The organism is Streptomyces filamentosus, from assembly GCF_014654895.1.
In the GTDB taxonomy this organism is placed as follows: Bacteria; Actinomycetota; Actinomycetes; order Streptomycetales; family Streptomycetaceae; genus Streptomyces; species Streptomyces filamentosus.
The window spans coordinates 2,497,163-2,509,149 of sequence record NZ_BNBE01000001.1 but is presented as its reverse complement, the minus strand read 5'-3'; the positions used below and the strand labels follow the sequence as shown (position 1 = coordinate 2,509,149).

The window sequence follows — 11,987 nt, the reverse complement described above, 5'->3', positions numbered from 1 at the left end:
GTAACGACACGAAAGCTCTGAACCCCATGTCTCAGACCACTGGTGCCAGCTACGCCTCTGCGGGCGTCGACATCGAGGCGGGCGACCGCGCCGTCGAGCTCATGAAGGAGTGGGTGAAGAAGACGCAGCGCCCCGAGGTCCTCGGCGGCCTCGGCGGCTTCGCCGGCCTCTTCGACGCCTCCGCCCTCAAGCGCTACGAGCGTCCGCTGCTCGCCTCGGCGACCGACGGCGTCGGCACGAAGGTCGACATCGCCCGCCAGATGGGCGTGTACGACACCATCGGCCACGACCTGGTCGCCATGGTCATGGACGACATCGTCGTCTGCGGCGCCGAGCCGCTCTTCATGACCGACTACATCTGCGTGGGCAAGGTCCACCCGGAGCGGGTCGCCGCCATCGTGAAGGGCATCGCCGAGGGCTGCGTCCTCGCCGGCTGCGCCCTGGTCGGCGGCGAGACGGCGGAGCACCCGGGCCTCCTCGGCCCGGACGACTTCGACGTGGCCGGCGCGGGCACCGGCGTCGTGGAGCACGACCGCCTGCTGGGCGCCGATCGCATCCGTACGGGGGACGCGGTCATCGCCATGGCCTCCTCCGGGCTTCACTCCAACGGGTACTCGCTCGTCCGTCACGTGGTCTTCGACCGCGCCGGCATGCGCCTCGACCAGCAGGTCGAGGAGCTGGGCCGGACCCTGGGCGAGGAGCTCCTGGAGCCCACCCGGATCTACTCGCTCGACTGCCTGGCGCTCACCCGGACCTCCGAGGTGCACGCGTTCAGTCACATCACCGGCGGCGGCCTCGCGGCCAACCTCGCCCGGGTGATCCCGGACGGCCTGCACGCCACCGTGGACCGCTCCACGTGGGCCCCGGGCGCGATCTTCGACCTGGTCGGCAAGGCGGGCCAGGTGGAGCGCCTGGAGCTGGAGAAGACCCTCAACATGGGCGTCGGCATGATGGCCGTCGTCCCCGCCGAGTCGGTCGACGCCGCCCTCACCACGCTGGCCGACCGCGGGCTCGACGCCTGGGTCGCCGGCGAGATCACCGAGCGCGGCGAGAAGGCCACCGGCGCGGAGCTGGTCGGCGACTACGCGAAGTAGTCACGGGACGTACGAGGGAGGGGCACCCCGCAGCTGCGGGGTGCCCCTCCCTCGTACGTCCGCCGCCCCCCGTACGTCCTCGGTCTCCCGTGCGTCCGCACAGGTCCCGCGGGAACTCCGGACAGCACGAAAACTCGGCCCGGGAGACCCGGACCGAGTTTCGGTGTTCAGTTCAGAAGGTCAAGCGCGACGCGGCGACGAGTGCGGACCGGACTCGTCGTCCTCGTCCTCGTCATCCGTGTTGTAGAGATCCGCGTACTGTGCGTACGGGTCGTCTTCCTCGTCGTCGTCCTCGAACGGCTCGCCATTCGGCGGCTGGCTCGAAGTCGAAGCGCCCAGCTCATTGGCCAGACGCGACAGGTCAGTCCCGCCGCTGCTGTACTTCAGCTGGCGGGCGACCTTGGTCTGCTTGGCCTTTGCCCGGCCGCGCCCCATGGCTCGACCCCCTCGGTGACGGGGCTCTCTGGCCCCAGAGTCTTGACACGCGTTCATGAAGCGAAACGGGCTCTCGATGGAGAGACCGGTCCGCAGGGCTTCAACGGTACCTGTTTCCTCGGGTCTACGGTACGCCGCGCGCATCACATACCCCGGTACAGAACCATCGAGGTGCCCTTTCCTCGCTGGTCAATCGCGATTTTAACCTCTTCTGGGGGGTCGACCCGCCGACCGGCGTGAGGGAAGTCTCCCGGACGGCGGGCCGGACCCCCGCGGGGAGCCGTCAGACCCGGGCGCCGCGCGCCTCGGCCATCCGCTGCTCGGCGATCCGGTCGGCGGCGGCGGCCGGCGGGATCCCGTCCGCCTTCGCACGTGCGAAGATCTCCAGGGTGGTGTCGAAGATCTTCGTGGCCTTCGCCTTGCAGCGGTCGAAGTCGAAGCCGTGCAGCTCGTCGGCGACCTGGATCACGCCGCCCGCGTTCACCACGTAGTCCGGGGCGTAGAGGATGCCGCGCTCCACGAGGTCCTTCTCGATGCCCGGGTGGGCGAGCTGGTTGTTCGCCGCGCCGCAGACGACCTTCGCCGTGAGGAACGGCACCGTCTCCTCGCTGAGCGCCCCGCCCAGCGCGCACGGCGCGTAGACGTCGAGGTCCTCCACGCGGATCAGGGCGTCGGTGTCGGCGACCACCCGGACCTGCGGGAACTTCTCGGTGATCCGGCGCACCGACTCCTCGCGGACGTCGGTGATGACGACCTCGGCCCCGTCGGAGAGCAGGTGCTCGACGAGGTAGTGGCCGACCTTGCCGACGCCGGCGACGCCGACCTTCCGGCCGCGCAGGGTCGGGTCGCCCCACAGGTGCTGGGCGGAGGCGCGCATGCCCTGGAAGACGCCGAAGGCGGTCAGCACGGAGGAGTCGCCGGCGCCGCCGTTCTCGGGGGAGCGGCCGGTGGTCCACTGGTTGGTGCGGGCCACGACGTCCATGTCGGCGACGTAGGTGCCGACGTCGCAGGCGGTCACGTAGCGCCCGCCGAGGGAGGCGACGAAGCGGCCGTAGGCGAGGAGGAGCTCCTCGGTCTTGATCTGCTCGGGGTCGCCGATGATCACGGCCTTGCCGCCGCCGTGGTCGAGCCCGGCCATGGCGTTCTTGTACGACATGCCGCGCGCCAGGTTGAGCGCGTCGGCCACGGCCTCCGCCTCGGTGGCGTACGGGTAGAAGCGGGTGCCGCCGAGGGCGGGCCCGAGGGCGGTGTTGTGCAGGGCGATGACGGCCTTGAGGCCGGTGGCGCGGTCCTGGCAGAGCACGACTTGCTCGTGCCCCCCCTGCTCCGAGTGGAACAGGGTCTGCAGGACGCCGTCGGATACAGCGGTCACGGTGGTGACTCCCGGGTACGAAGCGGCGGAAGGTCCCCCCTGCGGGTGGGGGAGGACACATTGCGCCACGAGATTAAGTCCTACCTGCCCGTAGGGAGGGCGGAGTGGTCCGGATCACCCCCCTGGGGAGTACCCGCGTGGAAGGATCGGGACATGTCGGTCGACTCCACCCTGCTCGTGCCGTACGCCTCCTACCTGCGGGTGTACGAGCCGCTGGCCGCGTTCCCGGAGCCGGAGCGGACCCACTGGTCGCGCTACGCCCGCCGGTCGGGCGCCCCGGGGGCCCAGGACGAACTGCGGCGCTCGCTGGCGGACCTGCTGCCGGTGCCGCCGGTCCCGGTGCCGGTGCACGAGAGCGGTGAGGCCTTCGTGGCGCACCTGGACGGGGCGGTGGTGATCTGCCCGTGGCGGACCCGGCTGCGGAGCTGGCTGGCGCTGCGGGACCTGGTGGCGGAGAGCGGTCTGCCGGGGCCGGTGCTCGACGCGATGCTGCCGCCGGTGGTGCGGGCCCAGGTGGAGGCGGACCACGAGCGGTGGCTGGAGCGGAACCCGGACGCGCGGCCGTGGATCCGGACGGCGGTGTGGCAGGTGCCGCTGCGCTGGTTCGCGCTCTTCGGGGACGAGGAGCGGCGGTACGAGCCGGGGGACCCGGCGGCGGGGCGGGCGCCGGAGCTGCGCTACCGGACGACGATGGCGCAGGCGCGGCGGCGGCTCGCCAGGGCGCTGCGGGCGCTGCGGGACTCGGTGGACGAGGGTCCGCTGACGCGGGGGCTGATCGACGTGGGCCGCTGGCTGGAGGAGTTCCACCCGAGGGCGCTGGTGGAGCTGGACTACGGCGGCCTGGTGCACGCGGTGGGGGAGGAGCGGCTGGCGGCGGACCGGTCGGCGGCGGACGTGGCGGCCGGGCTCGCGGCGCTGCGGGCGGGGGACGAGGAGACGGCCGGCGAGGTCTACGGGCGGCTGGCGGAGCGCTGGCGGTCCGTCAGGGACCTGCGGCACGCGAATTGACATAGGACGGGCATCTTCGTCAGGTGTGCATGGACAAGACATGTGCCACCGAGGTAAATGATCTTCAGGACGTCTGGCCGGATCGATCTGTCCGGATCCGGTGGGACGTTGGTCCTGAACCGGGCCTTTGTCTCAAGCGTGACGGACAGCACTAAACGCACCCTTGCGTCGATCACCTATCCTCGTGCCAAAATAGGACAAGGAGTCCGGGGAGGGTTCCTTCCGCCCAACTATGGGCGGAAAGCTCAGCATTGCACTCTATGGGGGGTCTGAGGACTCCTGATCGCTCTGTGACTGATCGTCACAGTGGTGTGACTGTCCGCTATGGCATGGTCAGTCGACTTCCGCCGCTGATGAACACCTGCGAGGGCAATTCCATCGGTTTGGCCGACGCGGCTGGACGGATGGTGTAGTTGTAGTGCCGAGGACAAGCCGTTCGTCCTATAACCGACTCGTCCCGCTTCTGCCATTTCGGGCAAGGCGGGTCAAGGTGCAGAATTTAGAGGAAAGAACCGAGAAGGTTCGGTTCTCCCGAGGAGGCCGCTCATGACCGCTCGCACCCCTGATGCCGAGCCGCTGCTGACCCCTGCCGAGGTCGCCACCATGTTCCGCGTGGACCCGAAGACGGTGACGCGCTGGGCCAAGGCCGGCAAGCTCACGTCCATCCGCACCCTGGGTGGGCACCGCCGGTACCGCGAGGCCGAGGTTCGCGCCCTGCTGGCAGGCATTCCGCAGCAGCGCAGCGAGGCCTGAGGCCTGCGCAGCACACGCAGCACCCCGTAACACCGGGCACTTCCGGATCCCCCAATCCGGTTGCCCAACCACAGCTCTGCCGGCGGTTCCTGCCCCAACAGGCCACCGTCATCGATCGCGCTGGACTCCGCCGGGTCCAGCGCGATCGTCTTTTTGTGCCCGGCTCCACCCGTCGTACACAGGTGCAATTGCACATATTAAATCGAGGCGTTGTAGGGGTGGTGTAAACGAGGGGGTTCCGGAAGGACTTCACGTGACTCCCGTCACACCACCGAAGGCTTGCCACTGAACAGCCTGCCACCCGGGCGGCGCGCTCCGACCCGCCGTTGGTCACCGGCTCGTGGGACCAAGGTCCCCCGTTCGGGTGGAGCTGGAAACCGCGCCCCGGAACAAGGGGACTCACGCCTCGGTGCGAGGGAACCCGCGCACCGGCGCGGGGAGGTCCACGCACCGGCACACGAAGAAGGCCCGCATCGAGACGATGCGGGCCTTCTGATGAGGCGACTCTGACGGGACTTGAACCCGCGACCTCCACCTTGACAGGGTGGCGAGCTAACCAACTGCTCCACAGAGCCCTTGCAGCCGGTCTTTCTTGGCTGCGAGAAGAACTGTACAGCAGGTCAGCGGTCCGGTCGAACTCGCCGGCGACGGGCGCCCCGCTACCGGGCGGGGCCCGGCACCGCCGCGTCGATGGCCTTCACGATCCGCTTGTCGGACACCGGGTGGGCGGTGCCCAGGGCGTGCGCGAAGTAGCTCACCCGCAGCTCCTCGATCATCCAGCGGATGTCCGTGACCTCCGCCGGGACCGGGCGGCCCTTCGGGAGCTGCTCCAGGAGCCACGCGTACTCGTCGAGCATCTCGTGGACCTTCTCCATCCGGGTGGTGTCCCGCTGGACCCCGGTGGGCATCTGCTGGAGCCGCCGGTCGACCGCCACCAGGTAGCGCATCAGGTCCGGCAGCCGCTTCAGGCCCGTGCGGGTCACGAAACCGGCCGGCACGAGCCAGTCCAGCTGCTTCCTGACGTCCTGGAGGTTCGGCAGCAGCGCGGGGCTCGTGGTGGCCTTCAGGCGCCGCTCGCACGCCTGCCAGGCGGCCAGGACCTGCTGGACCTGGCCCACCGTGCGGACGGTCAGCTCCACCAGGTCGGCGCGGACCTTGTCGTACAGCTTCCGGAAGGACTCCCCGTCCCACGCCGGGCCGCCGTGCTCGGCGATCAGCCGGTCGGCGGCGGCGGTGGCGCAGTCGTCGAACAGCGCCTGGATCGAGCCGTGCGGGTTCGCCGACAGGGCCAGCTTCTGCTGGTTGGTGAGCTTCTCCGAGGCGAACTTCGCCGGGTTCACCGGGATGTTCAGCATGATCAGCTTCCGGGTGCCCCGCCACATCGCCAGCGCCTGCTCGGCCTCCGAGTCGAAGAGCCGCACGGCGACGCTGTCGCCCTCGTCGACCAGCGCCGGGTACGCCTTGACCGGCTGCCCGCCGCGCTTGGTCTCGAAGACCTTCGTGAGCGTCCCGATCGTCCACTCCCTGAGCCCCGTGCGCTCCAGGGAGGGCCCGGAGCCGTCCGGGCCCGCCGTGGCCGCCTGGGCGGCCTTGGAGAGCGCCTGACGGGCCTTGGGGCGCAGCTTCAGGCGCAGCGTCTCCAGGTCCTTGTCCTCGGCGAGCTTGCGGCGCCGCTCGTCGACGATCCTGAAGGTGACCTTGAGGTGCTCGGGGACCTTCGCCCAGTCGAAGTCCTCCGGGGTCAGCGGGACCCCGACCATCCGCTGGAGCTCGCGCGCGAGCGCCGTCGTCAGCGGCTCCTGCACGGGCACGACCGCGTCCAGGAAGCGGCCGGCGTAGTTCGGCGCGGGCACGTAGTGGCGGCGGATCGGCTTCGGCAGCGAGCGGATCAGCTCGGTGACGACCTCCTCGCGCAGGCCCGGGATCTGCCAGTCGAAGCCCTCGTCCGTCACCTGGTTCAGCACCTGGAGCGGCACGTGGACGGTCACGCCGTCCGCGTCCGCGCCCGGCTCGAACTGGTACGTCACCCGGAACTTGAGCGCGCCCTGCCGCCACGAGTCCGGGTAGTCGTCCTTGGTGACGGCCCCGGCCTTCTCGTTGATGAGCATCTCGCGCTCGAAGTCGAGGAACTCCGGCTCCTCGTGCCGCTTGTGCTTCCACCACGAGTCGAAGTGGGCGCCGGACACGACGTGTTCGGGGACCCGCTTGTCGTAGAAGTCGAAGAGCGTCTCGTCGTCGACGAGGATGTCCCGGCGCCGGGCCCGGTGCTCCAGTTCCTCGACCTCGGTGAGCAGCTTGCGGTTGTCGGCGAAGAACTTGTGGTGGGTGCGCCAGTCGCCCTCCACCAGGGCGTTGCGGATGAACAGCTCGCGGGAGACCTCGGGGTCGATGCGGCCGTAGTTCACCTTGCGGTCGGCGACGATCGGGACGCCGTACAGCGTCACCTTCTCGAAGGCCATCACGGCCGCCTGGTCCTTCTCCCAGTGCGGCTCGCTGTACGTCTTCTTCACCAGGTGCTGGGCGAGCGGCTCGACCCACTCGGGCTCGATCCGGGCGTTCACCCGCGCCCACAGCCGGGAGGTCTCCACCAGCTCGGCGGACATCACCATCCGCGGGGGCTTCTTGAAGAGCGCCGAGCCCGGGAAGATCGCGAACTTGGCGTTCCGCGCGCCCAGGTACTCGCCCCGGGCGCCCTCGCGCCGGCCGTCCTTCGGGGCGCCCTCCTTGGACTCCTTCACGTCCTTCAGGCCGATGTGGCTGAGGAGGCCGGAGAGGAGGGAGACGTGGATGGCCTGCTCGGGGAAGGTCTCGTCGTCCTGCGGCTCGGTGAGGTGGATCCCCATCTGCTTGGCGACGGTCCGCAGCTGGGCGTAGATGTCCTGCCACTCGCGGATGCGGAGGAAGTTCAGGTACTCCTGCTTGCACATCCGGCGGAAGGACGAGGAGCCGCGCTCCTTCTGCTGCTCGCGGACGTACCGCCACAGGTTGAGGAAGGCGAGGAAGTCGCTGGTCTCGTCCTTGAAGCGGGCGTGCTGCTGGTCGGCCTGGGCCTGCTTCTCGGAGGGCCGCTCGCGCGGGTCCTGGATGGAGAGCGCGGCCGCGATCACCATGACCTCGCGGGCGCAGCCGTTCTTGTCGGCCTCCAGGACCATGCGGGCGAGCCGGGGGTCGACGGGGAGCTGGGAGAGCTTCCGGCCGAGCGGGGTGAGCCGCTTCTTCGGGTCCTTCTCGGCCGGGTCGATGGCGCCGAGCTCCTGGAGGAGCTGGACGCCGTCCCGGATGTTGCGGTGGTCCGGCGGGTCGATGAAGGGGAACTTCTCGATCTCGCCGAGGCCGGCGGCGGTCATCTGGAGGATGACGGAGGCCAGGTTGGTGCGGAGGATCTCGGCGTCGGTGAACTCCGGCCGGGTGAGGAAGTCGTCCTCGGAGTACAGCCGGATGCAGATGCCGTCCGACGTGCGGCCGCAGCGGCCCTTGCGCTGGTTGGCGCTGGCCTGCGAGATCGCCTCGATGGGGAGGCGCTGGACCTTGGTGCGGTGGGAGTAGCGCGAGATGCGGGCGGTGCCCGGGTCGATCACGTACTTGATGCCGGGGACGGTCAGGGAGGTCTCGGCGACGTTGGTCGCGAGGACGATCCGGCGGCCGGAGTGCGCCTGGAAGACGCGGTGCTGCTCGGCGTGCGAGAGCCGGGCGTACAGCGGCAGGATCTCGGTGCCGGAGAGCTTCTTCCTGGTGAGGGCGTCCGCCGTGTCGCGGATCTCCCGCTCGCCGGAGAGGAAGACCAGGATGTCGCCCGGCCCCTCCTTCCGGAGCTCGTCGACGGCGTCGCAGATCGCGGTGATCTGGTCCCGGTCGGCGTCCTCGGAGTCCTCTTCGAGGAGCGGCCGGTAGCGGACCTCGACCGGGTACGTGCGTCCGGAGACCTCGACGATCGGGGCGTCGCCGAAGTGACGGGAGAAGCGCTCCGGGTCGATGGTCGCGGAGGTGATGACGACCTTGAGGTCGGGGCGGCGGGGGAGCAGCTGGGCCAGGTAGCCGAGCAGGAAGTCGATGTTGAGGGACCGCTCGTGGGCCTCGTCGATGATGATCGTGTCGTACGCGCGCAGCTCGCGGTCGGTCTGGATCTCGGCGAGCAGGATGCCGTCGGTCATCAGCTTCACGAAGGTGGCGTCCGGGTTCACCTGGTCGGTGAAGCGGACCTTCCAGCCGACGGCCTCGCCGAGCGGGGTGCGCAGCTCCTCGGCGACGCGCTCGGCGACCGTGCGGGCGGCGATCCGGCGGGGCTGGGTGTGCCCGATCATGCCCCGGACGCCCCGGCCCAGCTCCAGGCAGATCTTGGGGATCTGGGTGGTCTTGCCGGAGCCGGTCTCACCGGCGACGATCACGACCTGGTGGTCGCGTATCGCCTCCAGGATCTCGTCCTTCTTCTGCGAGACCGGGAGCTGTTCGGGGTAGGTGACGGCGGGCACGCGGGCGGCGCGCCCGTCGACGCGCTCCTTGGCCTTGGCCGCCTCTGCGGCGATCTCGTCCAGGACGGCCTCGCGGGCCTCGGGCTTGCGGATGCGGCGGGCGCCTTCGAGACGGCGGCCGAGCCGGTGGGAGTCCCGCAGCGAGACCCCGGCCAGGACGGACTGGAGGGCGGCGAAGGAAGTAGACATACGGAATCCAGGATCGCACCTGCGGGCGAGAAGCGGCGAACCGATTTACGACCCTCCCCGTGGCCGGATTGCTTCGCTTTGCACCCTTGCTCACGGAGTGTTCCGGGCCCGTGTCTAGAGTGCATGCCATGTCCAGCCCCCAGTCGCCCTCCAGGACCCGTCCCGTGCTGATCGTCGCCGGGGTGGCCCTCGCCGCCACCGTCCTCGGTCTCGTCTCGTACACCGCCACCAAGCCGTCCGGGCCGTCCGGCCCCGGTTCCGCCGCCGTCGCCGAGGTCTCCGCCGACCCGGAGGCCGGCGTCTACGCGGAGCTGGAGAAGTACGCCCGCCGGGACGCCTCCGACGGGCTCGCCCTGGGCCGCGCCGACGCGCCGGTCGTCCTGATCGAGTACGCCGACTTCAAGTGCGGCTACTGCGGCAAGTTCGCCCGGGACACCGAGCCGGCCCTGGTGGAGAAGTACGTGCAGGACGGCACCCTGCGCATCGAGTGGCGGAACTTCCCGATCTTCGGCGAGGAGTCCGAGGCTGTGGCCCGCGCCTCCTGGGCCGCCGGGCAGCAGGGCCGCTTCTGGCAGTTCCACAAGGAGGCGTACGCGGAGGGCGCCAAGGAGAAGGGCTTCGGGAAGGAGCGGCTGGCCGCCCTCGCGAAGGCGGCCGGGGTCCCGGACCTCGCGCGCTTCGCGGAGGACAGCGAGGGCGCGGCGGCCCGCGAGGCGGTCCGGAAGGACCAGGAACAGGGGTACGAGCTCGGCGCCTCCTCCACCCCGTCGTTCCTGGTCAACGGCCGTCCGATCGCCGGCGCCCAGTCCCTGGAGACCTTCACGGAGGCGATCGAGGCGGCGCGCGAGGCGGCGGAGGGGTCCCGCATGCCGGCGAAGGGCGGCGAGGAGGAGACCGGGGCGGCCGGGAAGGCCGGGGCCTCGCGGTGACCTCCGGGATCGGCTACTTCGCCGCCTTCCTCGGCGGTCTGCTCGCCCTGCTCAGCCCGTGCAGCGCCCTGCTGCTGCCGGCCTTCTTCGCGTACTCGATCGAGAACCGGGCGAAGCTGGTGGCGCGGACCGCGATCCTCTACGCGGGCCTCGCCACCACCCTGGTGCCGCTCGGCGCGGCGGGCTCGCTCGCGGGCCGCTTCTTCTACGGCCACCGGGACCTGCTGGTGACGGCGGGCGGCTGGCTGATCATCGGCCTCGGCGTCCTCCAGGTCCTGGGCCTGGGCTTCGCCTCCCGCCGGATGTCCGAGGCGAGCGGCCGGATCCGGCCCACCTCGGCGCTCTCGGTCTACGCCCTCGGCCTGGTCTACGGCCTGGCCGGCTTCTGCGCGGGCCCGATCCTCGGCAGCGTCCTGACGGTGGCGGCGCTGAGCGGCAGCCCGGCGTACGGCGGTCTGCTCCTCGCGGTGTACGCGCTCGGGATGGCGGTGCCGCTGTTCGTGCTGGCGCTGCTGTGGGAGCGGTACGACCTGGGGCGGCGGCGCTGGCTGCGCGGCCGGCCGCTGCGGTTCGGGCGCTTCGGGGTCCACTCGACCTCGCTGGCGTCGGGCCTCTTCTTCGTGGCCCTCGGGGCGCTGTTCCTGGTCTTCGACGGGACGACCGCGCTGCCGGGGCTGCTCTCGGTGGACGACTCCTTCGCCGTGGAGCAGCGGGTGGCCGAGTGGGGCCGCGCGGTGCCGGACTGGGCGCTGCTCGTGGCGGTCGTCACGGTGGCCGGTCTGGTGGCGGCGGCGCGGAGCCGTGGCCGGAGCCGGGAGCGGCGGGCGGAATGACGAAGGGCCCCGTTCGTGAGAACGGGGCCCTTCTTTTGTGGCTGGGGCCGGGGTCGAACCGGCGACCTATCGCTTTTCAGGCGATCGCTCGTACCAACTGAGCTACCCAGCCACGAAGCTGTTTCCAGCTTCGGCGACTCTGACGGGACTTGAACCCGCGACCTCCACCTTGACAGGGTGGCGAGCTAACCAACTGCTCCACAGAGCCTTGCTTGTGTACGAGCACTAGTCTCGCACACGGTTGTGCGTGCCCCCAACGGGATTCGAACCCGTGCTACCGCCTTGAAAGGGCGGCGTCCTGGGCCACTAGACGATGAGGGCTAACGGCCCCACCTGGCGCTTCATCAGCGCGTCGGGGACGTGAGAAGCATATGGGATGGCGGGCGGTATCGCCAAAACGGTTTCCGGGAGGGGGAGAATGGGCCCGTGCTGGAGATGACGCGCGAGGAGTTCGAGGAGCTTGTCGCCGAGGCCCTGGACCGGATCCCGCCGGAGCTGACGCGGCTGATGGACAACGTCGCGGTGTTCGTGGAGGACGAGCCCTCTCCGGACGACCCGGAGCTGCTCGGGCTCTACGAGGGGACGCCGCTGACCGAGCGGGGCGAGTGGTACGCCGGCGTGCTGCCCGACCGGATCACGGTCTACCGGGGGCCGACGCTGCGGATGTGCGAGACCCGCGAGGACGTCGTGGCCGAGACCGAGATCACGGTGGTCCACGAGATCGCCCACCACTTCGGCATCGACGACGAGCGGCTGCACGCGCTCGGGTACGGCTGACGGGGCCGGGTGCGGGCGGGCGGCGGGACCGGCTGACGGGTCTGCTGCGGGCGCGGCTGCACGCGCTCGGGTGCGTACGGCCGGCGGGGCCGGGTGCGGGTGACACCCGCGCGGGCGGCGGGGGCTTC

General features: G+C 70.5%; 9 protein-coding genes and 4 tRNA genes. 6 read left to right on the top strand and 7 right to left on the bottom strand.

The window, feature by feature from the left end:
• Positions 1–26: 26 nt before the first annotated feature.
• Positions 27–1,094, top strand: a complete 1,068-nt coding sequence (gene purM, locus IE326_RS11270) for a phosphoribosylformylglycinamidine cyclo-ligase (protein ID WP_190041430.1) — start codon at positions 27–29, stop codon at positions 1,092–1,094.
• Positions 1,095–1,274: 180 nt separating this feature from the next.
• On the opposite strand, the gene IE326_RS11265 is transcribed toward purM, so the two are convergent.
• Together IE326_RS11265 and IE326_RS11260 are read right to left on the bottom strand one after the other, a co-directional pair.
• A complete protein-coding gene (locus IE326_RS11265; RefSeq protein WP_030760248.1) occupies positions 1,275–1,529 on the bottom strand; it encodes a DUF3073 domain-containing protein in 255 nt (84 codons plus the stop codon).
• A gap of 283 nt (positions 1,530–1,812) precedes the next feature.
• The gene (locus IE326_RS11260; RefSeq protein ID WP_150229827.1) at positions 1,813–2,901 is read right to left on the bottom strand and encodes a Leu/Phe/Val dehydrogenase; all 1,089 of its coding nucleotides are present in this window, start codon (positions 2,899–2,901) and stop codon (positions 1,813–1,815) included.
• A 153-nt stretch (positions 2,902–3,054) separates the two neighbouring features.
• Here IE326_RS11260 and IE326_RS11255 point away from each other — a divergent pair, with 153 nt between their 5' ends.
• Together IE326_RS11255 and bldC are read left to right on the top strand one after the other, a co-directional pair.
• A complete protein-coding gene (locus IE326_RS11255; RefSeq protein ID WP_190041429.1) occupies positions 3,055–3,909 on the top strand; it encodes a DUF8083 family protein in 855 nt (284 codons plus the stop codon).
• Positions 3,910–4,455: 546 nt separating this feature from the next.
• Positions 4,456–4,662 (top strand): developmental transcriptional regulator BldC, encoded by a 207-nt coding sequence (gene bldC / locus IE326_RS11250; protein ID WP_003949541.1) that lies wholly within the window; start codon positions 4,456–4,458, stop codon positions 4,660–4,662.
• A 501-nt stretch (positions 4,663–5,163) separates the two neighbouring features.
• Here the strand turns inward: bldC and IE326_RS11245 are convergent.
• Positions 5,164–5,237: transfer RNA gene (locus IE326_RS11245), tRNA-Asp, on the bottom strand.
• 84 nt (positions 5,238–5,321) lie between these two features.
• The gene (hrpA, locus tag IE326_RS11240) at positions 5,322–9,320 is read right to left on the bottom strand and encodes an ATP-dependent RNA helicase HrpA (RefSeq protein ID WP_150229831.1); all 3,999 of its coding nucleotides are present in this window, start codon (positions 9,318–9,320) and stop codon (positions 5,322–5,324) included.
• Positions 9,321–9,448: 128 nt separating this feature from the next.
• Between hrpA and IE326_RS11235 the strand changes: the two genes are divergently transcribed.
• Positions 9,449–10,249, top strand: a complete 801-nt coding sequence (locus IE326_RS11235; RefSeq protein WP_190041428.1) for a DsbA family protein — start codon at positions 9,449–9,451, stop codon at positions 10,247–10,249.
• Complete coding sequence (locus IE326_RS11230; RefSeq protein ID WP_190041427.1) at positions 10,246–11,082, top strand: cytochrome c biogenesis CcdA family protein; 837 nt, start codon at positions 10,246–10,248, stop codon at positions 11,080–11,082. Before IE326_RS11235 ends, IE326_RS11230 begins: the two co-directional genes overlap by 4 nt.
• 38 nt (positions 11,083–11,120) lie before the next feature.
• Here the strand turns inward: IE326_RS11230 and IE326_RS11225 are convergent.
• The 3 genes from IE326_RS11225 to IE326_RS11215 all read right to left on the bottom strand — a co-directional run bounded on the left by IE326_RS11225 (position 11,121) and on the right by IE326_RS11215 (position 11,403).
• A tRNA-Phe gene (locus tag IE326_RS11225) sits at positions 11,121–11,194 on the bottom strand.
• A gap of 22 nt (positions 11,195–11,216) precedes the next feature.
• Positions 11,217–11,290 (bottom strand) — tRNA-Asp (locus IE326_RS11220).
• Between the two features lie 40 nt (positions 11,291–11,330).
• Positions 11,331–11,403: transfer RNA gene (locus IE326_RS11215), tRNA-Glu, on the bottom strand.
• 105 nt (positions 11,404–11,508) lie between these two features.
• Here IE326_RS11215 and IE326_RS11210 point away from each other — a divergent pair.
• Entirely contained in the window at positions 11,509–11,859 is a 351-nt protein-coding gene (locus IE326_RS11210; RefSeq protein WP_190041426.1) for a metallopeptidase family protein, read from the top strand.
• Positions 11,860–11,987 lie beyond the last annotated feature (128 nt).